A 26,200-nucleotide genomic window follows, 5' to 3' on the forward strand; every position below is an offset into this window, starting at 1 on the left:
TGTCATCCCTGGCATCGCCGGGTCCTTCCGCTGGTTTCTGCCCGCGGCGCGCGGGCGCAATCGATGAACTGCCGTTTAGCCATCGACCAGCGTCATGCAAAGCGCTTGGCGCGCCGGGGACGATATTCTAAGGGCTTGGAAGGATATGGTTGCAGCGCAAGCCGCGGCCCACAGTCGGGATTGCGCCGGTTTGCCCGGCCTCGCAGTCCGGCTCCACAAATGAGGGAATTCATGACGGTAGTGGAAGAACGCGTGAAGGTGGCAGATGCCGGCAGCGAAGCCGCACGCCGCGCGATGATCGACAGCCAGCTGCGCGTGAGCGGCATCAACGATCCGGCCATTCTTGCCGCCTTCCTCGCCGTGCCGCGTGAGGACTTCGTGCCGGAAGCGCGCCGCGCAGTGGCCTATGCCGATCGCGCTGTCGCGCTGGGCGATGGCGCGGTGCTCTCCCCTGCGTTGACGTATGGCCAGATGCTCACTGCCGCGGAACCTGCGACTGACGACAGCGTGCTCGTAATCGGCAACCCCGGTGGATATCTCGCCGCGCTCGCCGAAAGGCTCGGCGGCAAAGTGACGCTGGTCGCCGCCACGGGTGACTGGGCCAAGGCCGGTGCGCACACGCTGGTGCTGGTGGATGGCGCCATCGAGGACATGCCCGCTGCGCTCGCCGAGCTCGTCGCGCCGGACGGCTGCATCGTTACCGGCGTGATCGAGCGGGGCGTGACCCGGCTGGCGCTTGGCCGCAAGGTGGCCGGCACGCTTGCAGTCACCGTGCTGGCCGAGGCCGACTTTGCGCCGCTCGCCGCCTTCGCGGCCCGCCCGAAGTGGAGCTTCTGAACCTCATGATTCGTTCCACGGCCTGTTGGCCCCTGATACGTCGGCTGCGGGCCGGTTCCGCGCTTGCGGCGCTTGCCATGGCCGCTGCCGCCACTCCGGTTCATGCCGACGATCTTCAGGACGCGCTTGCCGCCGCCTATGCAAGCAACCCCGATCTCGCCGCCGCGCGCGCGAACTTGCGCGCGACCGATGAAGGCGTGCCGATCGCCCGCGCACCGGGCCTGCCCAGCCTGAACGGCACGGCAACGTACACCGAGTTCCTCAAGCAGGGGCCCAACAGCTTCATCGCGCCCCAGCGGCTGCTGTCAGTCGATCCCCAGCTCAATGTGCCGATCTATTCGGGCGGCGCCGTGAAGAATTCGCTCGCCGCCGCGAAGATCCGGGTCGAGGCTGGCGAGGCAAGCCTGAAAGGGACCGAGGCGGGCGTGTTCAGCCAGGTCGTCGCGGCCTACATGGACGTGATCCGCGATGCCGCAACCGTCGGGCTCAACCGCAACAACGTGCAAGTGCTCGAGGTCAACCTCAAGGCCACCAGCGACCGCTTCGAGATCGGCGACGTCACCCGCACCGACGTGGCGCAGTCCAATTCGCGCCTGGCCCTTGCGCGCGCCGATCTGCGCAACGCCGAGGCGGCGCTCGTCGCGAGCCGTGAGCGCTATGTGCAGGTCGTCGGGCAAGTGCCGGCCGATCTCCAGCCGCCGCCGCCGCTGGCCGGGCTCCCCGCAAGCCCCGAGGAAGCGGTGCAGGTCGCGCTCGACAACAATCCGGATCTCGAAGCCGCCCACCAACGCAGCAAGGCGGCCGGGTTCGATGCCAAGGCTGCGGGCGCGGGCCGCCTGCCGACGGTTTCGCTCTACAGCTCGGGCGAATATTCGACCTATTTCAACTCGCTGGGCGGCAGCGCGAGCCGAGGCTTCGTACAAAGCCAGACGACCGCGCAAGCCGGCGCGCGCATTTCGATTCCGCTCTTCCAGGGCGGCTTGCCCGCCGCGCGCCAGCGCCAGGCGCAGGCCACGGCAAGTGCCGCGCAGGAACAGGAAATCAGCGCAGAGCGGCAGGTCATCGCCAATGTCCGTTCGGCCTATACCCAGTGGCGCGCGGCGAACGATGTGATCACCCTCAACCAGACCGCGGTCGATGCCGCGGCGCTGAGCCTTGAAGGTGTGCGCGCGGAAAATACGGTGGGCAATCGCACCATTCTCAACATTCTCGATGCCGAGCAGGAACTGCTGCGCGCGCAGGTCGGGCTCGTGGCGGCGCGGCGCAACGCCTACGTCGCCTCGTTCAATCTGCTTGCCGCGATGGGCCGGGCGCAGGCCAGCGATCTGGGCTTCGATCCGGCCACGCTCTACGATCCCGAGGTCAATTACCGCCGCGTGCGGGGCCGGGTGTTCGACTGGGCGCTGGACGCGCCGTCGCCGCCCAAGGCCACCCGCACGGTTGACACACCGGCACAAACTGCAACAATTCCTGCACAACCTGTGCCTTGATGGTACGGGGCCGACCGGGGGCACCTGATTCGGTCAGGTCGGTTCGGCATGGAGTGCCCGGTGCGCCGGGATGGATTGTGTGGGGATAAGCATGCGTCAGGCTTCGGAACCTTCCGTCGAGGAAATCCTCGAATCGATCAAGAAGGTGATCGCGCGCGACAATCGTGCCGACGCGGCGCGTGAGCGTGGCCGCCGGGACGCCGCCGCAGATACCGCACCTGCCCCTCGTGTTGCCGCGCGGCCTGCACCGCGCAGTGAAGGCCGCCCGGCATCGTTTCCGTCTGACGTTCTCGATCTCAGTGAAGTGGCTGCGCAGATCCTGAACGAAGACCGCACTCGTCCCGCCGATCTCGACGAGGATGAGGAAGCGCCCCTTCTGGCGGACGAAGCCACCGCCTCGATGCGCGATTCGCTCGCTGCGCTGGCGATGCTGTCCACCCCGGGCGCTGCGCCGCAGATCGTCCGGTCGGGCGAAACCTCGCTCGAAAGCCTGGTGCGCGAAATGCTGCGCCCGGCGCTGGCCGAATGGCTCGATCGCAATCTGCCGCCGATGGTCGAAAAGCTCGTGGCAGCGGAAATCGCGCGCATCGTTGGCAAGAAGGGCTGATCCCGCCCGCTTTTGCATGCTAGGGCGGCGCGATGGCCAGACCTGATCCCGCGCTGCTCGATCCTGCGCGCTACCCCTTTGGCAACGCCGTCACCACGCGGTTTGCCGATCTCGATCCCAACGGACACATCAACAACGTGGCGATGGCCGCGGTGTTCGAGGATGCGCGCCTGCGCTTCATCACGGCGGCCGGCTTTCCGCGCAACACCGATGGCGCGCGCTTCATGGTCGCCAATGTCACGATCGACTACCTCGCGCAGGCCTATTACCCGGCGGGCCTTGAATGCCGCGTCGGCGTGCTGCCCGGCGGGACCAGCAGCTGGAGCCTCAGGCAACTGTTGCTCCAGGAGAGCCGCCCGGTCGCGACCGCGCATGTCACCATCGTGTTCACCGATGGCGAGCGGCCGCAGCCGATCGACCCCGCATTACGCGAAAGGCTCGATGCATGGTTGATCCGGTGAAGCCTGACGAGATCACGTTGGCGCGGCAGGCCGTCGCGGGCCTCGGCGGCTTCGCTCCGCAGCGCCATATCCTGCTCTGCGCCGGGCCCGAAAAGGACAAGTGCGCGCCGCGCGAAACGGGCGATGAAGCTTGGAACTTCCTCAAGAAGCGGCTGGGCGAGCTCAAGCTGGGCGGGTCGCAAGGGGTTCTGCGCAACAAGGTTGGCTGCCTGCGCGTCTGCGCCGCAGGGCCGGTCGCGCTCGTCTATCCGGACAACGTCTGGTACCACTCGTGCACGCCCGCAGTGCTGGAGCGGATCATTCAGGAACATGTGATTGGCGGAGTGCCGGTTGAGGACTACCGCCTCACGCCGCCCGAGTAACTTTCATTTCCACCAATCCTCGATGTGCTGTTCGAGGCCGTTGTCCACCGCCTCGTCGTGCCCGGTGCCGCTCGAGAGGAAGACCAGCCCCATCAGCGCGGCCATCAGCATCATCGTGAAGCCAATGCCCAGCATCGCCGCGATGTAGAGATGGATCGAGACGAGACCGACCGCTTCGTACAAGTAGGAAGCGGCCGCCGCCATGACCACGAGCGTCAGGACGCCCATCCAGCGCATCACCCGGAAGTAGCGCCCCCAGGCGAAGCTGGCATAGTCCGGATCGTCGAGCGGCGAAGGGCGCACGGGGTTGGTCATGCGCGCTTTCATGCGCCGCCTGCCGGGCCAAGGCAATTGCTTTCCCCGCCTGCCCTTTGGTGGCATTATCGGCGAATCGGCAAGCATTGGAACGACTTGCCGGAGAAGCGGGACCTCCCGAAAAGGGGGGAAGGAGTATGCCATGTCGATCGCACTGCTGATCGCCGGCCGTTCGGGAGAGGTATGGCACTGCCATGCCGACGACCTCGTTGCCGACGCTGTTGAAACGCTCGCTACGCGCCGGATCGGGGCCCTGCCGGTAACCGATGCCGGAAACGAGGTGGCCGGAATCTTCTCCGAACGCGATGTGCTCTATGCGCTTAAGCTGCATGGCGCTGCGGCGCTGCAGATGCGCGTGCGCGATGTGATGACAGCGCCGGTCATCTCGGTCGGCCCCGAGAACAGCGCGCTCGAAGCCCTCGCCCTGATGACCCGCCGCCGTATTCGCCATTTGCCGGTGCTGGATGCCGGAAAGATGGTCGGCTTCGTCTCGATCGGGGACCTCGTGAAGTTCCGCATCGACCGGATCGAAGCCGAGGCCGAGGCGCTCAGGGAATATATCCAGTCGGCGTGACTTGAGCAGGCCGCCTCGGCGGCCTATCTTGAGGCCATGACCACGCTCACTCAGGATTCCGCACTGTCCGGCGGCGTCACGCTCGCCCCCAGCGCAGCGGCACGCATCGCCGCGATTGCTGCCAAGCAGAACCGCCCGGCGGTGCTGCGCCTTGCCGTTGAAGGCGGTGGCTGTTCGGGCTTTCAATACAAGTTCGAAATGGGGAATGAACCCGAGGCCGACGATCTGGTGAGCGAGACCGATGGCGTGCGCCTCCTCGTTGATCCGATGAGCCTGGAGCTGATCGCGGGCGCGACGGTGGAGTATGTCGAATCGCTCGGCGGCGCGGCCTTCCGCGTCACCAACCCGCAAGCAGCTTCGGGCTGCGGCTGCGGCGCGAGCTTTTCGGTGTGACGATCAAGGTAGCCTCGTTCAACATCAACGGGATCAAGGCACGGCTTCCCCGCCTGCTGGAATGGCTGGAGGAAACCCGCCCCGCAGTCGCCTGCCTGCAGGAAATCAAGACCCAGGACGCCGACTTCCCCGCCGCCGAGTTCGAGAAGATCGGCTATCACGCGATCTGGCATGGCCAGAAGGGCTTCAACGGCGTTGCCATTCTGGCAGATGGCACGAAGCCGGTCGAAGTGCAGCGCGGGCTCGCCGGAGAGCCGGAGGACGAGCATTCGCGCTACCTCGAAGCCGATGTGTTCGGCCTGCGCGTCGTGTGCATCTACCTTCCCAATGGCAATCCGCAGCCGGGTCCGAAGTTCGATTACAAGCTGCGCTGGATGGAGCGCCTGCGCGCCCGCATGGCCTCGATCACGGCAGAGGAAGTTCCCGCGCTGGTGATCGGTGATTACAACGTGATCCCCGAAGACAAGGACGTGTGGGACACCCGCGCGATGGCAAGCGATGCACTGATGCAGCCCGAATCGCGCGATGCCTACCGCCGCCTGCTCAACGACGGGTGGACCGACGCGCTCGATCTCCACCACCCGCGTGGCGGGCTCTGGACCTTCTGGGACTATCAGGCCGGTGCCTGGCAGCGCGATCATGGCTTCCGCATCGATCACGCGCTGCTTTCACCCGAACTGGCCGACCGGCTGGTCGGCGCGGGGGTCGATAAGGCCTATCGTGGACGCGAGAAGGCCAGCGACCACGCGCCGATCTGGGTGACCTTGCGCGAGCCGGCCTGACCAGGCTCAGTTCACCACACGCCAGAACTTGATGTGCGATCCCGGCGCGATGTCGACCGGCTGGAGCCACTGCGGCGGGTGATCCTTGAGCAGATCAGCCATCAACCCGCCCGGCGCGCGTGCGGCATAGACCGAGGGCTCATAGATATCAGGGCAGACCGCAACCAGCGCGACATGGCGCTTGCGAATCAGGGCATGCGCTTCTGCGGCAGGCGACATGAACGCGGCGATCACATCGTGCATTCCTGCCGCACCCCGGTGGTGCCCGGTCGCGACTACGCGGTCGTGTGATCTGACGATAAGGTCCGGTCCGATATCCAGCGGGGCGAAGATATCGACGGCAGGCAGCCGGTCGAGCGCGCGGCCGGCCACATCATAGCGGCATTGCGAAATCGACAGCGCGCCGAGCGTGACGCCGGAGACCGACTTTTCGAGCTTGCCGCTCGACGGGTTGGCCGAGAGCGGAGCCGCTGCTGCCATTGCCAGGACCACCGGGAGCCCGGGAACGAGCAACGAGATCACCACGGCATAGCCGCCAAGGCGCGGCAGGATCGGCACCGAGCGCAAATAGTAGACCCCCTGCAGGATCAACGCGGCAGCAGGCACGGCGGCAAAGACCAGCGCCGTGGCGGATGCCCGCGCGACGACCAGCCCGATCAGCCAGGCGCCGGTCAGCAGCAGGAGGTGATCGAACCAGAGCATCCGGGCCTGCGCATCGCGTGCACCGCGCCACTGCCACAACGTACCGATGATGCCGACAAGCGGCCCGGCAAGGATCGCCGCCGCGAGCGGCGCCGACGTATGCCAGAAGGGCATGCCCTCCTGCACCGAATCGTACCAGTAGCGCTTGACCAGCGGATCGAGCATCACGAATGCGCCGCCGCGGCATTCGGGTGCAGCGCCGAACAGGATCACACCCGCACCCGCGCCGATCAGGGCGAGCGCGCCGATCTGGCCGGGCAGGCTGCGCGGCGCGGCAAGGCGCAGCACAGCAGCGCCCGCCGCGATCCAGCCCAGCATCGCCAGATGCACCGGCGAGATCGCATCGCAATGCGTGACGAGATCGTATGTCCCGCGCGTACCGAGGAAAATTGCTACGCTGCCAATCGCCAGGCTGCCGGTAGCGCCCGCGAACCAGTCGAAACGGCTGGCCGGATTGCGCAGGCCGCGAAGCGCGCAAATGCCGAGAAACAGCGTGGTAAGCGGCAGCCCCTCGATCGAGATCGCCAGCAGTGCGGCCAGCGCAAGGCCGATCACCAGCGCGCCGCGCCGGGGATCCTTGGCATGAAGCCCGCTCAGCGCCGCGAGCGCGAGTACGATCTGCCAGCCATGGTGGTCGATCCGCAGCGGCGTAAACTGGCATAGGACCGGAGGCGAAAGCCCGAACATCAGGCCGGAAAGGCTGACCACTTCATCATTGAACCAACGCGCGGCAAGGCGGCCCAGCAGCGCCATCGCGCACAGCAGGGTCAGCAGCGGAACCAGCACCGCCGTCACCAGTTCGGCGCTCGCCGTACCGAGCAAGGGGCGTAGCAGCAGGATCATGCCCGCGATCGGAATATCGACCAGCCGCGACCAGTGCATCGGCACCCCTTCGGGCGCGGCAACGCGGTATTGATGGACATCGAACCAAGATTGGCCGGCGAGCAGATCGCGCACCTGCAGCAGGCGCAGCGCATCGTCAGGATCGCCAAAGCGCATCATTGCGATGAGCTTGAAGTTGACGAGGATCATCGTCACCGCAAGCATCGCCCAGGTTACCAGCACGCGCAGCCGCGCACTCCGGGCGGGATCGCTCACGGAAGGGGCCTTGGCGCCGACCTGATCATCTTGAACGAACAACGAAGCCATCAGCCAAATTCCAACATGCTGAAAGGATGAGGATTTCTCGCAGAGAAACGCGCTGCGGCCGGGCCTGGGTGCAGCTTCGGGCGAAGCAGCGCGCTCATTGCACCACCCGCCAGAACTGCAAGCCCGAGCCCGGAGCAAGATCAACCGGCGCAAGCCACTCGGGCGGCCGGTTTGCCACAAGCCGCGCCATCAGCCCGTCCGGCGCGGCCTGGGCGTAGACCGAATGGCGCGAGACGGCGGGGCAGATCATCACCATGGTTGCATGGCGCGCCTGCATGATCGCGCGCGCTTGCGGCGCAGGCGCGAGAAAGGCGGCGATGACATCGTGCATGGCAGCAGACCCGCGGTGATGGCCGGTTGCCACCACCCGCTGATGCGTGCGCACGAGGATGTCCGGCCCCATGTCGAGCGGAACCAGAATGTCGGTCGGCGCGAGGCGGTCGAGCGCTGCGGCGGCCTGATCGAAATGGCACGAGGCGGCGCCCGTCTGCGCGCTGTCATGAGAGGGTGCGACGAGGCTGGCAGCCACAGCCACGGGAATACCCGGCACGAGCAGCGCAGCCATTCCGGTATACCCGGCAAGGCGCCGGACGAACGAAGCCTTGCGCAGCTTCTCGATCCAGCAGGCGACCTGCGCGGCAGCAGGAACCGCGGCGAAGACCAGCGCTGTCGCTGAAGCCCGCGCTACCATCATACCGATCAGCCAGGCACCGGCCAGCACCAGCAGATGATCGCCCCATACGGCACGCTGCGCGGCCGGCTCCGCCTCGCGCCACAGCCGCCATGCGCCATAAAGGCCGATCAGCGGCCCCGCCACGATCACCGCAGCGAGATGCGGGCGGGCGTGCCAGAACGGCATGCCCTCGGCGACCGAGGGCAGCCAGAAGCGCAGGACCAGCGGATCGAGCGCAGCAAAGCCGCCGCCCCGGCACTGCGGCGCGGCGCCGAGCAGGATAGTGAGCGCGCCTGCACCGATCAGGCCAAGTCCCGCCAGCGAAATCATGGCGCGGCGCGGCGTGGCTTGGTGCAGCACGGCCACGCCAGCGGCGGTCCAAGCGAACATGGCGAGGTGGACCGGCGAGACCTGATCGCAATGCGATGCCAGATCCGCGATGCCGCGCGTCGCCACAAACAGCACCAGCGATCCGGCGGCGAGCGCGGCGGTCGCTTCCCGGAGCCAGGCGAACCGCGCCGCCGGGGCACGCAAATCCCTGAGCCCGCAGACGGCAAGGAAGACCGCGGCGAGCGGCAGACCTTCGATGGAGATTGACAGGGAAACGGCAAGGGCAAGACCGATCACGCGCCCGCCAGTGCGGGCCTTCGCAGCGTGCAGGCCCGTCAGCGCCGCGAGCGCGAGCACGATCTGCCAGGCATGATGATCGATCCGCAGCGGCGTGAACTGCCACATCACCGGGATCGCGAGCGCGAAGCTGAGGCAAGCCAGCAGAGCCACTTCGCGGTCGAAATAGCGCAGGGCAAGGCGGCCGACGAGCGTGAGCGCGCAAAGCAGCGTCAGCAGCGGGACCGCGACAAGCGCCGAAAGCTCGGCGCCGTGGGAGCCGAGCAGCGGGCGCAGCAGCAGGATCATCGCCGCGATCGGCACATCGACCAGCCGCGACCAGTGCATCGCCACACCCTCGGGCGCGGCGACGCGGTATTGGTGGAGATCGAACCATGATTGGCCGCCCAACAGATCGCGCACCTGCACCAGCCGGAGCGCATCATCCGGATCGCCGAACTGCATGGCCGCGATCTGCGGCGCCTTGAGCGCGATCAGGGCTGCGGCAAGAAAGATCCAGCTCAGCAGCACAGGCCGCCATGCGGACCTGGCAGAGCTGCCGCTTGGAGCGGCCCCGACCGGCCGTTCCGCGCCGGACGGGTAAAGTGTTGCCATCAGCGGAACACCACGCGCTTGCGCAGGAGCCAGGTCACCGCAAAGCTGACGACGATCGCGCAGAGCTTGGCGATGCGCGGATCAAGCCCCGCAGCACTCGCCCCGCCGACGATCAGGGTCGTCACGCCAAGGCCGATCAGCGCCGAGACGACGAACATCGCCTTCTGACGGGTGCGTTCCTTCCCGCCTGATGCGACTTGCTCGGCAAAGACCTTCCGGCTCGACAGGATCCAGTGGACCATGATGCCGATGCCGTACCCCATCGCCGAGGCTGTGACCGGCGGAACCCCGGCGGTGAGCAGCGCAAGAAACGTGCCCATATCCACCGCCAGCGCGCCGACGCTGGCGAGGATGTAGCGCACCAGCACGATCTGCCGGAGCCGGTTGAGCGGGGCGAGTTGGAGCACGGTCACGGCCTGATCCTGTTCAGCGCGGTATCACGGACGGGCGAAAGTGGGGCTCAGGCCGCGGCGCGGTCCGAGCTGGCTTCGTCGGCCACGATACGGGTGGGCACATCGCGCACCGAAGCGAGCGCAGCGGCCTGGTCCTCGGTGACCGAGCGAGCCGGGATCGCGGCCTGCGCACCCTCGTCGCCGGCCTCGTGGTACTCGGCATCCTCGTTCACGCACCAGATGTCGTAGACGCGCGCGCCTGCCACGATGTTCTCGACCGTGAGCATAGCGGTCATCATCGCGTGGTCCTGGTTGTTGTAGCGGTGCATGCCGTTGCGACCGACCAGATGCAGCGTCGGGTGGCTGGCTTCGAGCTCGTGGCGCATCGCGGCGACATTCGCGGCATATTCGTCATCGTAGACCGGATAGGCCTTTTCCTGACGAACGACCGCGCCGCCGATCACCTTGGCGGGATCGACAAGGCCGAGGATGTCCATTTCCTTCGTTGCGAGCTTGATCAGGTCCTCGTCGCTCGAGGCCCAGAGGTCGTCGCCCTCGAAGCAGAAGTATTCGAGACCGACGCAGGCGACGCTCTCATCGGGCACCATTTCGGGCGACCATGAGCGGAAGTTCTGCACGCGGCCAACGCGCACCTTGCTGTCGTGGATGTAGATCCAGTTGTCGGGGAACAGGTCCTCGGATTGGATCTTGAGCGCCACGGTGAGGAAGTCGCGGTACTTGAGGCGGCTCGCTTCCAGCGTCGACTGGGGCAGCGGATGGAGGCGCGCGGCAAGTTCACGCATCGGCGCGGAGCTGATCGCATGGCGGGCGCGGATCACCGTCTCGCCGCCATCTTCGGCGCGCGTCGCCGAAAGGCGCCAACCGCCCTGACCATCGCTGGCAAGCTGCTTCATTGCATGGCCCATCAGCACATGGCTGCCGGCAGCGACGATCTTGTCACGCGCCGCTTCCCACATCATGCCCGGGCCCTGCCGCGGATAACGGAAGGTTTCGAGCAGGGTCTTGGTCTGCATGCCGTCATTCGGGCGCTTGTTGAGCCCGAGACTGCGCTTGAGGCCATCGAACACTGCAGCGCCGAGCGAGAGGCCCTTGATGCGCTGCGCTGCCCAGTCGGCGCTCATTTCGTTGCAGGGCATGCCCCAGACCTTCTCGGTGTAGGTCTTGAAGAAGATCGAATAGAGCTTCTTGCCGAACTGGTTGCTGGTCCAGTCCTCGAAGCTCTTCACGTCCTTGATCGGGAACAGCTTCGTCCAGCCATAGCTCGCCATGCAGGTTGTCGAACGCCAGATGCCGAGGTTGCGCAGCGCTTCGAAGGCGCGCAGCGGATAGGAGTAGAACTTGCCCTCGTAATAGATGCGGCTCATGCGCGGACGCTGGATGAAGTCGTCGGGCAGGATTTCGTTCCAAAGATCGACGACTTGCTGCGACTTCGAGAAGAAACGGTGGCCGCCGATATCGAAGCGGTATCCCTCGTGCTCCACCGTGCGGCTGATGCCGCCAACGTAGCGCGTGTCCTTCTCGATGATAGCGACCTTGAGGCCCTTCTTCGACAACAGGTAACCGGCGGTCAGCCCTGCAGGTCCCGCGCCGATGATCGCAACATCGACCTGGTACTCGCTGCTTTCCCCCTGCAGACCCGTGAAACCGTTACCCATCGCTAGCTCCCGCTCAAGCGTTCATGCCTTGGCAACGGAAGTGAACGAAAATGGCTAAGAGACAGTTAACATTGCGCGCGGGAAGAGCGAAAACCGGCGCCGGTTCAGCCCTCTTCGGCCGAAGGCCCCTGCCGGATGCCGCGGGCATGCTGTTCAAGCGCCTGCGCGAACTGGAGCGGCGCCGAGATGCGGGCCAATTCCTCAAGCCCGAAGGTATGTTCAAAGATCATGCCGTAGCGCGGATGGCTGCGCCAGCGGACCTTGGCGTAAAGCGGCGGGGTCACCCCGGTCTCGATGCGGACCAGCTCGTTCATCAGCAGCCACTTTTCCGATTCCAGGCAAGCGCCTTGCTGCGACAGGTTGCGGAACACCACAGGGACCGCCTCGCCGCCCGAGTGGAGCACCCCGCCCAGCACGATCTGCAGCCGGATCTTGCGCTTGGGATAGGCGCCGCGGGATTCGTCGAGCAGCCGTTCAATGTCGATTTCCTGCGGAAAACGCAGCCCGGCAAAGTCGTCGGCCTGCCAGACCAGCTCAACCGGATACCGGTCTCCGGTCATCATCTCCACAGCCAGCTCGCGGGCCGAAGGCAGGTCTGTAAACAAGCGGATCTTGAGCCCCGTGGCAGAGGCATCGCGGATAATGCAAAGAAACTCGCGCCCGTCGGCAATGATCTTGGCGGTGCGGATCAGCAAGGCATAGCGAGGCGCAGAGCGAAGCTCCGCGCCGGGCGGCGCTCCCAACTGATGCTGCCGAGGTTCCCCAGGCAGTTGCGTTTCCTGTGCCAAGCCTGTTCCCCTCGCGCGTCTGGCCGGACCCTTCCGGACAAACGCACGCTTTGCTGTGCAAGCTTGCTTCTAACCCACTGATCATTGACATGTTGTTACGAACGGTAAAACGGCAGCGGTTACCACAGCACCCAGGCTTCGGCCTTTTCAGCCTTGAGGAACGACTCCGCTTCGGGCCCAAGCAGCATCGCGAGGGTCGAAAGCGTTCCAGCCTGAACGCAGGTGCGCGCCGCGACGGTGACCGAGCGCGGCGGGCTTTCGACCGGCCAGCCGGTGCGCGGATCGAGGATGTGGCTGTAGCGCTTGCCCTGTTTCAGCAGAAAGCGCCGCGCATCGCCGCTTGTCGCGATTGCGCCCTCGCCGATCTGGAGGAGGCCGCCCGCAACCTTGGCCGGATCGAACGATTCGATCGCCACCGCCCAGCGCCCGCCAGCCTTGGCCCGCGTGGTGCGCAGATCGCCGCCGAAGTTGATCAGCGCGGGGCAATCGGCCTGTGCCATTATTGCGATCGCCGCGCGATCAACCGCGTATTCCTTGGCGATCCCGCCGAGATCGATCTCCATCCCCGGCGGAAGGATCAGGCGGGGGCGCTCCCAGATCACTTTGTCCCAACCGATCAGCGGCATCAGCGCCGCGATCTGCGCGGCATCGGGCACCCGGTCCGATCCGTCGAACGTCCACACCCGCCTGAGCGCGCCCGAGGTCACGTCAAACCGCCCTTCGCTCAGGCCATTAACCTGCGCGGCATAATCGAGCAGGCCGGCAGTCTCCTCGTCCACTTCGACGGGCTCGCCGGCAGCGTTGTTGATCGCCCAGACGACGCCGGTCGGCTTGTAGCGGGTGTATTTCGCCTCGATCCGGCGTGCTTCGGCCTCACCGACACGCGCAAGCTCTGCCGCGAGGCGGCCATCGCGCGCTTCGATCTGGACCTCGCAGGACGTGCCCATCGCGCTGAAGCGGTGCTTGTGGACCCCGGCCGGCCTTGCTGCCTTTGCCATGTACCGCCCGCCTTCAGCGCCAGGTGTACCGCAGCCCGCTGATCAGGCTCGTCGAGCGCGTTCCGCTGAACAGATCGATCCCCGCCAGCACACCCGGCGCTGATCGATCAAAGCGCTGCCCTTGCTGCACATAGCGTTCAAACGCGGCGTAGAGTTCCAGTCTCGAGTTCAGATGCGCTCCGGCCCTGAACGACATGGTCCAGGCATGGAACCGGGAGAGCCGGCTGTCCGAACTGAGATAGGACGGGGTCGGCTCGTCGATGCGGAGATACGGGGCAAAGAAGCGCGCGGCGGTCTGGCGGTAATACCGGAGGCCGGGCTCGACATAGCCGAACTTCCCCACCGGCATGTGCTCGGACAGCGCATAGGTCATTGCCGTGATGCCCCAGCTATCGTGATACCACCGCACCGAGGCATCGGCGACGTTCGAGCCGAGCGCGAACTTGGTCGCCGCGTACACGCTGTTGCGCTCGCGGCGATCGGGCCGCTGCTCGTAGATGTAATAGAACGGATCGCCGGTATCGCCATCGACGAGTGCGAAGATCCGGTAGGGATCGGTGTGGTAGCCGTGGCTGTAGCCATAGCTGTAGTTGAGCTGGACCAGCCAGGACGGGCTGAGGATCTGCGTCACGCCCGCAACAAGGCTGCCGACCCGCTTGGTGCGGGATGCCCCCACGATCTGGTCGCCCATATAGGACAGGGCAGGCGGCACGCCGGTGAAAGGCCGCACGGTATCGTGCTCGTAGTTGAAGCCCAGCGACAGCGTGGTGTTCTTGTTCCACAGGTCCTTGGCGATCGAGGCGCGCGCCGAATAGGACGTGAAATCGGTTTCGTACGAGGCCGCCCCGCCAAGGCTGAACCGGAATCCGTCCGCCAGCGGCAGCGTCACCCCCAGATCATAGGCCTCGCGGTGGTCCTTGAAGCCCTTGTCCACCGGCAACTTGCCCGGAGCCACAATATAGCGGCCGGAGGCACCGGTCAGCGTATCGGGACTGGTCTCAAGCCCGCCGCCGATGAACCGCGTCTTGCGAGGTGGGTAGAAGGTCTGCGGATAGCGCGAACGGATCGATCCGTTGGGCGTGGCGCCGGTCAGCGAATCGTAGGTGAACTTGCCCGAGACGACCGTGCCGCCGGGCGCATTCCAGATCAGGCTCGTTTCAGACTCAACCGCGCGGACCCGCTCATTGTCTTCCTGATAGACCAGCAGAGCCGTATCGGCGACGAGCGTGCCGACCTCGCTGGCGGTCTGGTCATAGGCATTGGCAGGCGCGGCTTCGGCTTGTGCCGCGGCCGGAGAGGATCCCAGCAAGGCCCCGGCCAGCGCCCCCAGCGTCGCGGCAAGCGCGCCCGCCTTCAATTGCACCCGCAGCCCCCGCCATCGAAGCTGCGCCCGCCCGAAGCCGCTTCCTTGCTGAAATAAGTGTGCTCATCGAAGGCCATGATCGAAGGCTCGCGAACCAGCTGCATGGATTTGCGCGCCAGTACGTCGCGCTGCCATGGCTGCGGACCAAGATGCGCGCAGGCCCCAAGCAGCGGCAACGCGGCCAGGATCAGCAGGCGAGAGTGCCGCACCGCGCTATGCCTCGCGCACGAGCTGGGCGACATGCCCTTCGTACTCGCGCGCTTTGCCGGGGAAGAACCCCTGATGACGGAAGCGCATTGCGCCCTTGCGGTCGAACACCAGCGAAGTCGGCATGTCCGTGACTTTCCAGGTCTGCGCGAGATCGCCCGCCGCATCGTAGATCACGGGCAGGGAGGACTTTACCTGCCGCAGGAAGGCATCCGCCGCACCGCGCTGGCGATCGACGTTGACGGTCACGACGGCAAGGTCACTCGCCGGATAGCGCGCGGCGAGTTGCTGCATGAACGGGAACGAGAGCTTGCACGGCCCACACCACGAGGCCCAGAAATCCACGTAGACGACCTTGCCGCGATACTTCGCAAGATCGAGCAAGGCCGCGGCCTCGGCAGGCGTGCAGATCCCCGCAAGCGCCGCCCCGGCAAGGCCGCCAAGAACCGCGCGGCGCGATACCGGTACCAATGCACTCATCAATACGAAGCGCCTCCAGCGCAGTCTAAAGAACGAAATCGCTCGACGTCAGGGTATGGACGCCAAGCAGCTTGATGCAAAAGTCGGCCGTGGCATCGCCGTTGACGTTGCCATAGACGTAGGTGTTGCCGCCCACCACGTCATAGCGCAGCTCCCGTCCGGTCTGGATATGAAAGCGGTTGTGGCCGATGAACACGAATGCCTGATCGCCGGGCTGGTTATACGGGGTCGCGGTGCTCAGCGCGTCGACGAGGCTGAGGTCGATCTTGTCGCCCGGGGTGAAGTCGACGATCACATCCGCTCCGGTCGAAGTGGCGCTGGAAAAATCGCCGTCAGCGAACACGAATTTGTCGTTCCCGGTGCCGCCGGTCATGGTGTCCATACCGGTACCGCCGACGAGTATGTCCGCGCCGTCCCCGCCGCTCAGGATATCGTTGCCGGCAAAGCCCTTGAGGATGTTGTTCCCGCTATTGCCGGTGATCGTGTTCGCCAGCGCGTTGCCGGTGCCATTGATCGCCGCAGTCCCGGTCAGCATCAGGTTTTCGACGAAGTTGCCCAGCGTGAAGCTCACGCTCGCCTTGACGAGATCGATCCCCTCGCCGTTCAGCTCGATAACCTTGTCAGCGATGGAATCGACAATGTAAATGTCGTCGCCCGCGCCGCCGTACATGATGTCGTCACCAAGCCCGCCATCGAGCAGGTCGTTGCCGCCGAGACCCTTGAGGATATCGTTGCCGGCAAGACCGGAAATCTGGTCCGGATCGACCGTCCCGTTCAGTGTATCGACGAAGTTCGTGCCTTTGATGATCGCCATGGCCAGCCCCCCTGCTGCATGCAGCTGGTTTGCGTTGGTCGCATTAACCTGCTGGCAACAGATATCGTTACCTCAGACTAACCAAGTGCCCCTGCGGTGGGCGGAGCTTTTGTCACGGCGGGCGGACGGTTGCGCGCGCCGCAGTGCGATGCACGCGGCAGCTTGATCCGATTGGTACGGACGGCGGGACTCGAACCCGCACGAGCTGAGCTCAAGAGTTTAAATTTTGCAATTGAGCACCAGGCCAAGGACTCTGGCATTTCAGCGGAAGCCGCAGTGTCAGGCTTTCCGTTGCACTCCAGGTACCGTTGGCGATGCGAGCGAATGGGCCATACGGATCAGGTCTGCCTGGCGATTGACTCCGGTCTTTTCGAATAGGCGCAGCAGGTGGGTTCTGACGGTGCTTTGCGCCACGCCGAGCGCCAGTGCGGCTTCCTTGGTCGTCCGTCCCGCAGAAATCTGTTCGAACACGCGGATTTCCGCAGGAGTCAGTTCGAATGGCCACCGCAATGGGCAATCAGGCGGGCGCAACCGGCAATTTCAGCGCGGCCGTGGGCGCAACAGCCAGCGCCGCCACCGTAGGCGGATCGGCATTCGGCTATTTCGCGCAAGTATCGGGCGTGGCCGGCACGGGTGCCAACCCCTCTCTCGTGGTGTCCTCGGGCAGTGCGCACGCGGCGGCCACAGGGACTGGGTCGGTGGCGCTTGGCGGGGCGGCGAACGCCAGCGCCAATAGCGCCATCGCCAGGGCCACAGCACCGCCAAGCGAATGGCCCACCACCAACGGCCGGTCCAGCGCAAGCTGGTCAATCAGCTCGACAATCATCGCCGCCTGCGCGGCAAGACCGCAAGGGCCGTCACCTCGGTAGGTCGAATATCACGACCCCGGCCGGTCGACCAGGATCAGCCGATGGTGCGGCGAGAGAAGCTCGCTCAAGGCATACGTGAAGTTGCGCAACTGCCCGCCAAGGCCGTGATCGGCGCTCCTTCACCAAGGGCGCGGTAGTGCAGGCGGCCACCTTTAACATCGGCGAATTGCCCTTCGGGCGGCACCAGCTGTTCGGCGCGCTTGCGGTTCCATGCGGTGAACGCAGCCAGTCCCGCGGTTGTGGCAAGTACGGTGGCGCCACTGCCAACAATGGTCTTGAGAAACCTCGCCATTGATCCGCCATCCTTCCAGTTGCCGAGGGCAAACTTCATCTCATGCCCATATCATTTCGGCAATTTCAGATCGCGACTCTTCGCGGGATAAACGGACGTCCACGCGGCCGCTGCTGAATGGCTTGAGATGGTTGGCAAGAGCCTCCCGGCATTTCCTCGCTGGGACGGCATTACCGCTGGCCTCCCTCGTGCAGAGCGGCTGCATGCTTGGCTTTGATCGCGCTTTTGCTCGCCAGATGAATGAGCAGCGCGCGCAAGCGCGCGGGTGGCAGCGGCTTGTGGGCCAGAGGAATGTCGGTCGCCTGCGCTTCAGCCAAGATGGAAGGATCAAGATCCCCTGTGATCAGACAATGCGCTGCGCGTCCGTTCAGCCCCTTGCAGTGGCGCAGGAATTCTAACCCGTTCAACGAGCCAGGCAGTCGATAGTCACTCATGATGATGGCGTAATCCGAGGGCCCGGCGAGCGCTTCGAGCGCTTCGTCGGCCGTGCCCACGACGTCGGCGAGCATCCCCCACTGGCGGGTCAGCGTCGCGAGAGCGGTTCGGACATCCGGATCATCTTCGACGATCAGCAACGACAACCCGCTGATCGGGTCATCGAGTTCAGCGAAAGTCGTGTTTTCCGGCGTCTGGTCGCTTTGCGCTATCGGCTGCATGAGGGAAAACAACGATCCGCGCCCGGGCACGGACCGCACCGAAATCGTCGTTCCAAGGAGCCATGCCGCGCGGCGAACGATCGCGAGGCCGAGGCCCATGCCCTTGCGCCGATTGCGCTCGGGATTTCCGACCTGGACGAACTCGTCGAAGATCCGTTCGAGATCAGCCTCGGCGATCCCCGATCCGGTATCCCACACCTCAAGCCTGATCTGCCCTCCCCGCCGCCTGCTCACAATCAAAACGCCGCCTTGCGCGGTGTTGCGCAGCGCGTTCGTTGCCAGATTCACCAGGATCTGCTCGATCAGCGCCGGATCACTGAAAAGCACCGACCCGTCGGACCGATATCGCAAATCAAGGCCCAGTTGGATCGCCAACGGGCGCAAGTAGTGATCGATCCGGTCGAACAGCACATCGCAGGCGATTGGTTCCCACTGCGGCTTGACCACGCCAGCATCGAGCCGCGAGATATCAAGCAAGCCGCTGAACAGCCGTTCTAGCGCATCGAGGTTGCCCTGCATCTGGGTGACGATGCCCCGGGCCTTGTCCGAAAGAGAGAGGGCTTGCAGCGATTCCGAAAACAGGCTGAGCGCATAGAGCGGCTGACGTAAATCGTGGCTTGCGGCGGCGAGGAACTGGGACTTCCCCAGGTTGGCAGCTTCGGCAATCTCGCGCGCTTCACGCGCCTGCCGGGTCTGCGCCGAAAGTTCTTCGAGCAGTTCGATGTTTTCGAAACGGATGCGAATACCTTCCTCGACATTCCGGCTCTGCAGCGCTCCCATCAGCCAGAGCACACCGCCGTAAAGCGTGAGCGCGGCGGCGAGGATGATATAGTCGATGCCGCCGAATTGCAGCAGCCGCATAGCCATCAGGCCGAACGAGGTCACCAAAAAACCGCGCATGGCCAATTGGTTATAGGCTAGTCCGGGCACTGCACCACTGACGATGACCACCAGCCCCGTGACCGTGAGGACCACCGATTCCGGGTCCGACGCGTGCGCAAACACAAACATCGACGCCCCCCAGACGACCCCGATCGTGGTCTGGTAAATGGCGTGGTGGCGCGCCCAGTATCGCGCGAAATCGACCTCGGGCCAACCGCGTGCATAAGGCCTGAGCATGAAGATCGTGCGGTAGATCTGGCTTGAAACCTCGCACAGCGTCCAGAGGAGAACAGTCTTCCAGGAATTGTGCAGCAACCCGCTCACGACGATGAACACCAGCGTGACATTCTCGGCGAGAATGTTGTTGCGCGCCTGCTGATATTGCGTCTCGATCATCTGCGTATGAACGAGATCGGCGGATCGACCCACTGCTGTCATGGGAATATCATCATGCGAACGCCGTCATTCGATCACGCCCATCTCGCGCGCACGCAGGATCGCGTGGACGCGCGAATGGGCACCCAGCGCCTGGTAGAGTTCGGTCAGGTGCGAGCGGACAGTTCGCTCCGCGATGCCGAGCCGGTGCCGGATAACCTTGTTGGCGTGGCCTTCGGCGAGCAGCAGCAGCACATCGATCTGGCGCTGCGACAGGTTGGGAACGCCGCGATCCGGCCCAGAATCGGCAAAGCCCATCGCGCCCGACAGCACGTTGTCCATCACGCCCAGCATGGCATCGGCCGCCAATGATTTGACGATGAAGCCGCTGGCCCCTGCTCGCCGCGCGCGGAACCGTGCTGCCTCGTCTTCACGGCCCGAAATAATGATGCGCGGGACTGCCGCATTGAGTTCGGCCATTCTGGCAATCGTATCGAAGCCGTCGGCGTCGGGAAGCTGGATATCGACGATAGCAAGGTCCCAGTGCGACCGTCCGGCCAATGCGGCGCATCCGTCGGCGGCGGTCAGGAAGGCGTCGACATGCCAGTTCGGTCTGCTCTCGCGGACCATTCCGACGAAGCCGTCCACAAACAGCGGGTGGTCGTCGATGAGGAGGATCTGCACGCTCATCAATGGCCTCCCCTCATGTCAGTCCAAAATGGATTGTATGTGATCTTGGACCTGACGGCGAGGGACATGTCGATAGCGACCGTGCACCTCGCCGCCCGCTCAGAACTCGCCTGCCACGCCGACGCGGTACGCAGTAGAGTCAGCGCTGTAGGAAACACCGCCGGTAATCGCGAAAGGTGACTGAGTGGCGAAGCGGTGCGCCATCGAAAGGCCCGCGGCCGATCGGCCATGGAACGTCGCGAGGTTGAACGTGTACGATGTCTTGCCTGGTTCGGAGGGAAGCGGAGCGGCCGTCATCGCCATGGCCTGCGCGATGCCGAAGCGCGATTCGCGCCGGGCTTCCTGCGTGTAGGTTTGCAACTGGCCGACCGAGGTGTTCAGCGCCTTGAACGAGGTGTCCAGCGCGCCGACCTGGCTCTGCAACGATGCCACAGATGCGCTGAGCGAAGAAACTTGCCCCTGAATATTCGCAACGCGCGCGTTTGAGGCTGCGAACGCTGCGCCGACAGAGTGGTACGTGCTCTCACCCACCGCATAGGTCGGCCCGGTAACGGTGCCGTTATCGGCCACCGCGCTGCCGCCGCCCAGCGCGCTCGCCACGCTGGCCGCCTGATCATAAGCTTGGCCGCCATCGATCGCATCGGTCGAGCCCGCCGCGATCGAGCCTGCCGCGAGATTGACGATCTGCCGCGTTTGTTCCGCCGATCCGACGGACACGGTGTTTGCCCTGGTGGCGACCGAATTTGCCCCGAGCGCCACCGAGTTTGCAGCCTCAGCCTTCGCCTGATAGCCGAGCGCCACCGAATTGACGCCCGTTGCCTGCGCACTGGCGGCAAACGCCGCTGCGTTGTTGGCCGAAGCAACCGCCGAGTCTCCCACGGCCGTTGTCGGATCAGCGGTCGCCTGCGCGTTGTGACCGAGAGCGATCGATCCAGCGTTGTTGCTCGTGGAACCCTGGCCGATCGCCACGCTGCCGTCGCCGCTGCTCGATGCGCCGGCACCGGCCGAGAAGCTGCCATCCTGCGCTGAGCTAGTAATGCCCACTGCGGCAATCGCCGTGGTCAGCTGCTGCAACGAAACCGCGTCGTGCGCGCCGATACCGTCCGCAAGGTTGACGATGCGGCGCTGCGATGTCGCAGAACCGACCGAGACCGTATCCGCCTGATCGGCCACCGAGCCCGATCCCAGCGCGACGCTGCGATCCGCCGTTGCCCGGCTGTCGAGACCGATTGCGCTGGCCGATGCGCCGGATGCGGTGGATCCGCTGCCGATCGCGCTGGCGAACGATCCGCTGGCTGCGGAATTCGCACCCAGCGCGGTAGCGCCCGCACCGGCAGTCGCGGCCGCGCCCAGTGCAGTGGCGCTGCTCCCGGTTGCAGTCGCCGCCGTGCCCAGCGCCACGCTGCTGTTGCCGCTTGCGCTCGCTCCGTATCCGCCTGCCACCGCATTGGTGCCGCCTGCAGTCGGGGCGGTGCGCCCGGCGGAGTTGTTCGCGGCAAAACCTGCGTCACCGTGCGGCGCTGCGGCCACCAGCGCGGTGACCTGCCCGAGGTTGACCGCGTCGGTAGCTGCGGTTCCTGCCGCGAGATTGACGATGCGTCGCTCGCTGCCAACCGCGCCGATCGACACGGTGTTGGCCTGATCGGCGACCGAATTTGCGCCGAGTGCGACGCTCTTCAATCCGCTGGCCAGCGACGCGTTGCCGATGGCCGTGGCGCTTTGTGCGCTTGCTTCGCCCCCAAAGGCTTCGGCCCATGTGTTTGTGGCTTTGGCAAAGCCGCCGATGGCGAGGGAAGCCAGCCCGGTCGCTTGGGACTCGGCACCAATCGTGGTGGATTGCAGCCCGCTTGCGATCGCATTGTCGCCGATTGCTATCGACGTCTGGCGGCTCGCTTTCGCATTGCCGCCGATGGCAAGACTCGCATCCCCGGTGGCGCTGGCACCGTAGCCATCGGCAACGCTGTTTGGTCCTGTGGCCACAGCATTCGCCGCCCCCCTTGTGTTGCTGGCTGCGATGAACCCTGCCGCCCCGCCTGGCGGGATCGCGGCAATCGCGCTGTTGAGCTGCCCCAGATTTACCGCATCTGTCGTGCTCGTGCCCGCCGCGACATTCACGATGCGGCGCTGATTGGTCGAGCTGCCGACTGATACGACGTTGGCAATTCCGCCATCGCTGCTCAGCGCTCCAAGCGCGAGCGAGCCAGCCCCGGTCGCTTGTGCCCCGGTGCCGATGGCAATCGAATTGCCGCCGCTGGCTGTGGTCAAGGTGCCGCCGTTACTGCCGGTGGCCAGAATGCCCGTGGAGGTGCCGATGGCGATGTCGCCCTTGGTCGTGCCCGCGCTGTTGCCCGCAGTAGCCTGCCCGCCCAGTGCGATGGCACCGGTGCCGTTGGCCAAACTGGTGTCGCCGAGCGCCGTGCTGCTGATCCCCAGACCACGACTGTCGATGCCGAACGCGCTGCTGCCGAGCGCCCCTGCGGCTGCACCATAGCCGATTGCCGAAGAATAATCGGCATTGGCGATCGCCAGCTCGCCGATGGCAATGCCTGCCCGGCCCTGCGAATCGGCGTAGCGGCCGATCGCCATGCTTTCCTGCCCGACCGCCGATGACTGGTAGCCGACCGCCAGCGCGTTGACACCTGTGGCAAAGGCCTGGTCGCCAAATGCCATGCTGTCTGATTTCGTGGCAAGCGATCCCCGGCCCAATGCAACCGCACCATACCCGCTGGCACTGGCACCCGCACCGCTGGCGACGCTTTGCACCCCGGCTGCGCTGGCACCATAGCCGGTCGCAAGCGCGTTGTTCCCGGTGGCTGCGGCGGGTGCCGCATTGTAGTAATTGTTGGACGCAAACGCGGGATTGATCGCTCCCGCCGCCACCCCGGCAATTGCGGTGTTAAGCTGCGTCAGGTTGACCGCGTCGGTGCCGCCGGTTCCCGCTGCCACATTGACGATGCGGCGTTTGGTCGTCGCATTGCCCACCGACACCGTATCGTTCTGGTCTGCCAGACTTTGATACCCGATCGCCGTGCTGTTGCCAGCTGTGGCTGAAGCCAGATAGCCAAACGCAGCGCTATTGGTCGCGGAAGCGACCGAACTATCCCCAACCGACAAGGCCTCGGAACCGCTGGCGTGCGCGAACGGTCCAATGGCGCTGCTCCTGAATCCATCGGCTTTGGTAGCAACACCGAATGCCACGGCGTCCGCTGTGGACGCCTTGCTGTCTCTGCCGATAGCAATCGCACTGAACGCACTGGCATTTGTGTTGAAGCCGAGCGCCACAGCATCTTCGCCGGCCGAGTTTGCATCCGCACCAAAAGCGAGCGCGTTCGCGCCGCTCGCGGTGGGAAGGACGTGCGTTCCCGAAATCGTTCCTGCCATCAGATAGGTCGGCAAGCTGGAGATGGCCGAGTTGAGCTGCGTCAGGTTCACCGCGTCGGTGCCGCCGGTTCCCGCCGCCACATTGACGATGCGGCGCTCCTGGCCAGTCTGGCCGATCGAGACGGTGTTGGCATCGCCTGCAATCGAGCCGAAGCCAAGCGCCACGCTGTGCAGGCCGTCAGCTCGTGAATTTGCCCCAAGTGCCACCGCCTGATCGCCTTGTGTCTCAGCGAGTGAGCCGATTGCCACCGAATCTTCGGCAAACGCATTCGTGCCAGTGCCGATCGCGATGGTGCGGTCGCGCGTTGCAATGGTCTGCCCGCTGCCGCCGCCAATGGCGATGCCGTCTGCGCCCTGCGCCACCGTGCCGTAGCCCGAAGCGACTGAGCCGGCCCCCGTTGCACTGGCTTTCGCGGTGTTCCCGATCCGGTTTGCGGCAAACCCAGGGTTGCCGATCTGCACGGCGGCATTGAGCTGCGCCACATTCACCGCATCGGTTGCATCAGTGCCGGCGGTCAGGTGGATGATCTTGCGGGTATATTCGGTCGGGGTGGGAGTGCCTTCAACAAGGATTGTTGTCACATTGCCCAGCGAAACGACATCGGCCGCATCGGCAACCGAACGGCTGCCAAGCGCAACGCTGCGCGTCTGGCTGGCGCTGGCGTTCAGTCCCAACGCCACAGCCTCGGAACCCGCCGCTGCCGAGGCCCCGCCCGCGCTGAGCGAGGCAAAGCCTGTTGCTGCAGCGTGGCTGCCGATGCCGATGGAATTGTTTTGCGTTGCCGACGAGAATGCCCCCAGCGCGACGGTTTCGCCGTTGGACGAAGCCGCCTGTTCGCCGATCGCCACCGCGCCAATGCCGGTCGCGTTGGCACCGGTGCCAAATGCGCTGGTGAAATCACGGCTGGCGCTGCTGCCCGTGCCGTAGGCTGAAGCACTCACCCCTGCCGCCGATGAAGATGCACCGCCGGCAGTTGCATTCGCTCCCGCAGCGCTTGCCGAAGTGCCGAGCGCAACCGCCTTCGCAGCGCTGGCGGTCGCGCCATACCCTGTCGCAAGCGCGTTGGCACCGGCAGCTGTGGGAGCGGCCAGAGCGGCGGTGTTGTTGGAAGCGACCGGGTAGGTGGTTCCCCCGCCGCCGGAAACTCCGGCGATAGCCGAATTGAGCTGCGCAACGTTGACCGCGTCAGTCGCGCCGGTGCCTGCCGCAACATTCACGATGCGGCGCGTGGCTGGCCCGAAGCCCGCATTGCTGGAATCGCCGACGGAAACCGTGTTTGCCAAGTCCGCGATGGCATAAGAACCCAGCGCCACGCTGTGATCGGCCGTTGCGAGCGCGCCTTCGCCGATGGCTATCGCGTTGAACCCGCTCGCCTTCGATTCGCCAAACGCAATCGCGCCTTCGGCAAGTGCCTGGGCGGAGTGGCCGAGCGCGGTGCTGGCCAGGCCTGTGCCCGTGGCGCCTTCGCCGATCACGTTCGACAAGCGGCCTGCGGCATTGGCGTCTGTGCCGATGGCGATCCCGTCCGCACCCGAATCATGCGATGTCTTGGCGCGGTAGCCAATGGCAATCCCGCTCGTGCCATCGGATTCCACGCCCAAAGCGATGCCGGTTGTGCCCGCAACCGAGCGGGTGCCGATTGCCGTGCCATCGGCCTTGGCATTCGCCCCGCTGCCGATGGCAACAGCTTCGTAGCCGGCGGTCGCGGAATCGCCCAACGCCGCCCCGAATCCCTCAGCCGCGGAATAGGCACCAACCGCGGTGGAGCTGCCATCTTTCGCGTCGGCATGGGCGCCCACGGCCGTGCTTCGGTCGCGCTTCGCTGCAAAGCCGACACCGGTGGTCGCCCCGGTGCCGATCGCGGTGCTGTTGGCCTGCGTGGCCGATGCGCCGTAGCCCCCCGCGACTGCATCGGTGCCGCTCGCATCCGGATCAGCCTGTGCGCCGGTGTTGTCGGCCGCGAAGGCCGCCGTTCCGCCCGAGGCTGCGGAGATGAGATTGTTGACCTGATCAAGGTTCACGGCATCCGTCGCGTCCGTGCCCGCTGCCACATGGGTGATCCGGCGCTGAAGATCGTTGTTGCCGACCGAAACGACATTTGCCCCGTCCGCGCGTGACAGGCTGCCGAGCGCCACAGAGCCATCCGTGTCGACATAAGCACTATGGCCAATGGCAATACTCGAGTTGGCGTCGGCCTGGGCGCTCGCGCCGATGGCGATGGCGTCTGTTGAAGTGGCACCGGCATAGCTCCCGATTGCAGTCGCGCCGCCCTGCTCAGCACGCGCATAACCGCCGATGGCGGTTGCGCTGTCAGTTGCCAGCGAATTGGCACCGAATGCGGTTGATTGGGCATTTGTCGCGTTGGCATGTGCGCCGACCGCAGTGCTGTCTTGCGTTCCGGATTGGGCAGCCTCACCGACCGCGACGCCCTTGGTGCCGTTCGCACGTGCGCCATCGCCGACGGCCAGACTGTCACTGCCAGTCGCCTGGGGAGCAGAAAGCCCGAGAGTGTTGTTGCTGACCGATGGTGCAGCTGCGCCTGCGCTTGCGGGCGATGCCAGCGCCACCCCCAAAGCCAATACACCAGCGCCAAGTGACAGTTTGCGCCGAACCGTGTGATGCATCTGAAGGCTCATATCTCGCTCCCGGGTTGTTCGCAGACAAGCAGCGTCGTCTCGCGAAGCGCGCAGTTTTCGATTTTTTCGGAGAGACTTTTTTGGCAAAAACTGCGAAATGGCCGAGTATTTTCGGCCTACATTTCACACATTTA

At 65.2% G+C, this 26,200-nt stretch carries 25 protein-coding genes; 8 read left to right on the forward strand and 17 right to left on the reverse strand.

From position 1 onward, the window contains the following. The first annotated feature begins 231 nt into the window (after positions 1-231). The 5 genes from ACO056_RS02190 to ACO056_RS02210 all read left to right on the forward strand — a co-directional run bounded on the left by ACO056_RS02190 (position 232) and on the right by ACO056_RS02210 (position 3,757). Positions 232-837 (forward strand): protein-L-isoaspartate O-methyltransferase family protein, encoded by a 606-nt coding sequence (locus ACO056_RS02190; protein ID WP_421851173.1) that lies wholly within the window; start codon positions 232-234, stop codon positions 835-837. Positions 838-914: 77 nt separating this feature from the next. Continuing rightward, entirely contained in the window at positions 915-2,327 is a 1,413-nt protein-coding gene (locus ACO056_RS02195; protein ID WP_421851176.1) for a TolC family outer membrane protein, read from the forward strand. Positions 2,328-2,418: 91 nt separating this feature from the next. Further along, on the forward strand, positions 2,419-2,934 hold the full coding sequence (locus ACO056_RS02200) for a DUF2497 domain-containing protein (RefSeq protein WP_421851179.1): 516 nt from the start codon (positions 2,419-2,421) through the stop codon (positions 2,932-2,934). A gap of 32 nt (positions 2,935-2,966) precedes the next feature. Next, positions 2,967-3,395, forward strand: coding sequence for an acyl-CoA thioesterase (locus ACO056_RS02205; RefSeq protein ID WP_421851182.1), 429 nt, complete (start codon positions 2,967-2,969; stop codon positions 3,393-3,395). Then, positions 3,380-3,757 carry a (2Fe-2S) ferredoxin domain-containing protein gene (locus tag ACO056_RS02210; RefSeq protein WP_421851185.1) on the forward strand — a complete coding sequence of 126 codons (378 nt, stop codon included), beginning with the start codon at positions 3,380-3,382 and terminating at the stop codon, positions 3,755-3,757. The genes ACO056_RS02205 and ACO056_RS02210 overlap by 16 nt, the downstream gene beginning before the upstream one ends. Positions 3,758-3,760: 3 nt before the next feature. Here the strand turns inward: ACO056_RS02210 and ACO056_RS02215 are convergent, their stop codons facing one another. Beyond that, on the reverse strand, positions 3,761-4,072 hold the full coding sequence (locus ACO056_RS02215; protein WP_421851188.1) for a hypothetical protein: 312 nt from the start codon (positions 4,070-4,072) through the stop codon (positions 3,761-3,763). Between the two features lie 142 nt (positions 4,073-4,214). On the opposite strand from ACO056_RS02215, the gene ACO056_RS02220 reads away from it, so the two are divergent. The 3 genes from ACO056_RS02220 to xth are packed head-to-tail and all read left to right on the forward strand — an operon-like array spanning position 4,215 to position 5,821. Beyond that, positions 4,215-4,646, forward strand: a complete 432-nt coding sequence (locus ACO056_RS02220; protein ID WP_421851191.1) for a CBS domain-containing protein — start codon at positions 4,215-4,217, stop codon at positions 4,644-4,646. Between the two features lie 36 nt (positions 4,647-4,682). Next, positions 4,683-5,039, forward strand: a complete 357-nt coding sequence (locus tag ACO056_RS02225) for a HesB/IscA family protein (RefSeq protein ID WP_421851194.1) — start codon at positions 4,683-4,685, stop codon at positions 5,037-5,039. Between the two features lie 2 nt (positions 5,040-5,041). Then, complete coding sequence (gene xth / locus ACO056_RS02230) at positions 5,042-5,821, forward strand: exodeoxyribonuclease III (protein ID WP_421855255.1); 780 nt, start codon at positions 5,042-5,044, stop codon at positions 5,819-5,821. 6 nt (positions 5,822-5,827) lie between these two features. Here the strand turns inward: xth and ACO056_RS02235 are convergent, their stop codons facing one another. The 16 genes from ACO056_RS02235 to ACO056_RS02310 form a co-directional block, all read right to left on the reverse strand. Then, positions 5,828-7,672, reverse strand: coding sequence for a hypothetical protein (locus ACO056_RS02235; RefSeq protein WP_421851197.1), 1,845 nt, complete (start codon positions 7,670-7,672; stop codon positions 5,828-5,830). A 94-nt stretch (positions 7,673-7,766) separates the two neighbouring features. Next, the gene (locus ACO056_RS02240; protein ID WP_421851200.1) at positions 7,767-9,566 is read right to left on the reverse strand and encodes a hypothetical protein; all 1,800 of its coding nucleotides are present in this window, start codon (positions 9,564-9,566) and stop codon (positions 7,767-7,769) included. Further along, positions 9,566-9,979, reverse strand: a complete 414-nt coding sequence (locus tag ACO056_RS02245; RefSeq protein WP_421851203.1) for a GtrA family protein — start codon at positions 9,977-9,979, stop codon at positions 9,566-9,568. The genes ACO056_RS02240 and ACO056_RS02245 overlap by 1 nt, the downstream gene beginning before the upstream one ends. Before the next feature lie 47 nt (positions 9,980-10,026). Continuing rightward, entirely contained in the window at positions 10,027-11,634 is a 1,608-nt protein-coding gene (locus ACO056_RS02250; protein ID WP_421851206.1) for an NAD(P)/FAD-dependent oxidoreductase, read from the reverse strand. Positions 11,635-11,738: 104 nt separating this feature from the next. After that, a complete protein-coding gene (locus tag ACO056_RS02255; RefSeq protein ID WP_421851209.1) occupies positions 11,739-12,377 on the reverse strand; it encodes a PilZ domain-containing protein in 639 nt (212 codons plus the stop codon). 164 nt (positions 12,378-12,541) lie between these two features. Next, positions 12,542-13,420, reverse strand: coding sequence for an FAD:protein FMN transferase (locus ACO056_RS02260; RefSeq protein ID WP_421851212.1), 879 nt, complete (start codon positions 13,418-13,420; stop codon positions 12,542-12,544). Positions 13,421-13,433: 13 nt separating this feature from the next. Then, positions 13,434-14,783 carry a DUF3570 domain-containing protein gene (locus ACO056_RS02265; protein WP_421851215.1) on the reverse strand — a complete coding sequence of 450 codons (1,350 nt, stop codon included), beginning with the start codon at positions 14,781-14,783 and terminating at the stop codon, positions 13,434-13,436. After that, entirely contained in the window at positions 14,774-14,992 is a 219-nt protein-coding gene (locus ACO056_RS02270) for a DUF4266 domain-containing protein (RefSeq protein WP_421851218.1), read from the reverse strand. Before ACO056_RS02270 ends, ACO056_RS02265 begins: the two co-directional genes overlap by 10 nt. A gap of 4 nt (positions 14,993-14,996) precedes the next feature. After that, positions 14,997-15,470: a TlpA disulfide reductase family protein gene (locus tag ACO056_RS02275; RefSeq protein ID WP_421851220.1), complete on the reverse strand. Its 474-nt coding sequence runs from the start codon at positions 15,468-15,470 to the stop codon at positions 14,997-14,999. A gap of 25 nt (positions 15,471-15,495) precedes the next feature. Continuing rightward, the gene (locus ACO056_RS02280) at positions 15,496-16,284 is read right to left on the reverse strand and encodes a M10 family metallopeptidase C-terminal domain-containing protein (RefSeq protein WP_421851223.1); all 789 of its coding nucleotides are present in this window, start codon (positions 16,282-16,284) and stop codon (positions 15,496-15,498) included. Between the two features lie 279 nt (positions 16,285-16,563). Then, positions 16,564-16,815 carry a helix-turn-helix domain-containing protein gene (locus ACO056_RS02285; RefSeq protein ID WP_421851226.1) on the reverse strand — a complete coding sequence of 84 codons (252 nt, stop codon included), beginning with the start codon at positions 16,813-16,815 and terminating at the stop codon, positions 16,564-16,566. A gap of 67 nt (positions 16,816-16,882) precedes the next feature. Then, on the reverse strand, positions 16,883-17,110 hold the full coding sequence (locus ACO056_RS02290) for an alpha/beta fold hydrolase (protein ID WP_421851229.1): 228 nt from the start codon (positions 17,108-17,110) through the stop codon (positions 16,883-16,885). A 107-nt stretch (positions 17,111-17,217) separates the two neighbouring features. Further along, entirely contained in the window at positions 17,218-17,484 is a 267-nt protein-coding gene (locus ACO056_RS02295; protein WP_421851232.1) for a hypothetical protein, read from the reverse strand. A gap of 131 nt (positions 17,485-17,615) precedes the next feature. Further along, on the reverse strand, positions 17,616-19,421 hold the full coding sequence (locus tag ACO056_RS02300) for an ATP-binding protein (protein ID WP_421851235.1): 1,806 nt from the start codon (positions 19,419-19,421) through the stop codon (positions 17,616-17,618). A gap of 24 nt (positions 19,422-19,445) precedes the next feature. After that, entirely contained in the window at positions 19,446-20,048 is a 603-nt protein-coding gene (locus tag ACO056_RS02305) for a response regulator (RefSeq protein WP_421851238.1), read from the reverse strand. Positions 20,049-20,147: 99 nt separating this feature from the next. Beyond that, positions 20,148-26,066 carry a beta strand repeat-containing protein gene (locus tag ACO056_RS02310; RefSeq protein ID WP_421851241.1) on the reverse strand — a complete coding sequence of 1,973 codons (5,919 nt, stop codon included), beginning with the start codon at positions 26,064-26,066 and terminating at the stop codon, positions 20,148-20,150. Positions 26,067-26,200 lie beyond the last annotated feature (134 nt).

The sequence above is a fragment of the Novosphingobium sp. genome, from assembly GCF_965228995.1.
Taxonomy (GTDB): domain Bacteria; phylum Pseudomonadota; class Alphaproteobacteria; order Sphingomonadales; family Sphingomonadaceae; genus Novosphingobium.

Excerpts from the sequence above, each read along its gene's own strand:
- ACO056_RS02275 (WP_421851220.1), bottom strand. The coding sequence starts at position 15,470 with ATGAGTGCATTGGTACCGGTATCGCGCCGCGCGGTTCTTGGCGGCCTT.
- ACO056_RS02300 (WP_421851235.1), bottom strand. The coding sequence starts at position 19,421 with ATGACAGCAGTGGGTCGATCCGCCGATCTCGTTCATACGCAGATGATC.
- ACO056_RS02205 (WP_421851182.1), top strand. The coding sequence starts at position 2,967 with ATGGCCAGACCTGATCCCGCGCTGCTCGATCCTGCGCGCTACCCCTTT.
- ACO056_RS02305 (WP_421851238.1), bottom strand. The coding sequence starts at position 20,048 with ATGAGCGTGCAGATCCTCCTCATCGACGACCACCCGCTGTTTGTGGAC.
- ACO056_RS02200 (WP_421851179.1), top strand. The coding sequence starts at position 2,419 with ATGCGTCAGGCTTCGGAACCTTCCGTCGAGGAAATCCTCGAATCGATC.
- ACO056_RS02290 (WP_421851229.1), bottom strand. The coding sequence starts at position 17,110 with ATGATTGTCGAGCTGATTGACCAGCTTGCGCTGGACCGGCCGTTGGTG.
- ACO056_RS02240 (WP_421851200.1), bottom strand. The coding sequence starts at position 9,566 with ATGGCAACACTTTACCCGTCCGGCGCGGAACGGCCGGTCGGGGCCGCT.
- ACO056_RS02250 (WP_421851206.1), bottom strand. The coding sequence starts at position 11,634 with ATGGGTAACGGTTTCACGGGTCTGCAGGGGGAAAGCAGCGAGTACCAG.
- ACO056_RS02220 (WP_421851191.1), top strand. The coding sequence starts at position 4,215 with ATGTCGATCGCACTGCTGATCGCCGGCCGTTCGGGAGAGGTATGGCAC.
- ACO056_RS02210 (WP_421851185.1), top strand. The coding sequence starts at position 3,380 with ATGGTTGATCCGGTGAAGCCTGACGAGATCACGTTGGCGCGGCAGGCC.
- ACO056_RS02195 (WP_421851176.1), top strand. The coding sequence starts at position 915 with ATGGCCGCTGCCGCCACTCCGGTTCATGCCGACGATCTTCAGGACGCG.
- ACO056_RS02280 (WP_421851223.1), bottom strand. The coding sequence starts at position 16,284 with ATGGCGATCATCAAAGGCACGAACTTCGTCGATACACTGAACGGGACG.
- ACO056_RS02260 (WP_421851212.1), bottom strand. The coding sequence starts at position 13,420 with ATGGCAAAGGCAGCAAGGCCGGCCGGGGTCCACAAGCACCGCTTCAGC.
- ACO056_RS02310 (WP_421851241.1), bottom strand. The coding sequence starts at position 26,066 with ATGAGCCTTCAGATGCATCACACGGTTCGGCGCAAACTGTCACTTGGC.
- ACO056_RS02235 (WP_421851197.1), bottom strand. The coding sequence starts at position 7,672 with ATGGCTTCGTTGTTCGTTCAAGATGATCAGGTCGGCGCCAAGGCCCCT.
- ACO056_RS02295 (WP_421851232.1), bottom strand. The coding sequence starts at position 17,484 with ATGAAGTTTGCCCTCGGCAACTGGAAGGATGGCGGATCAATGGCGAGG.
- ACO056_RS02215 (WP_421851188.1), bottom strand. The coding sequence starts at position 4,072 with ATGACCAACCCCGTGCGCCCTTCGCCGCTCGACGATCCGGACTATGCC.
- ACO056_RS02190 (WP_421851173.1), top strand. The coding sequence starts at position 232 with ATGACGGTAGTGGAAGAACGCGTGAAGGTGGCAGATGCCGGCAGCGAA.
- ACO056_RS02225 (WP_421851194.1), top strand. The coding sequence starts at position 4,683 with ATGACCACGCTCACTCAGGATTCCGCACTGTCCGGCGGCGTCACGCTC.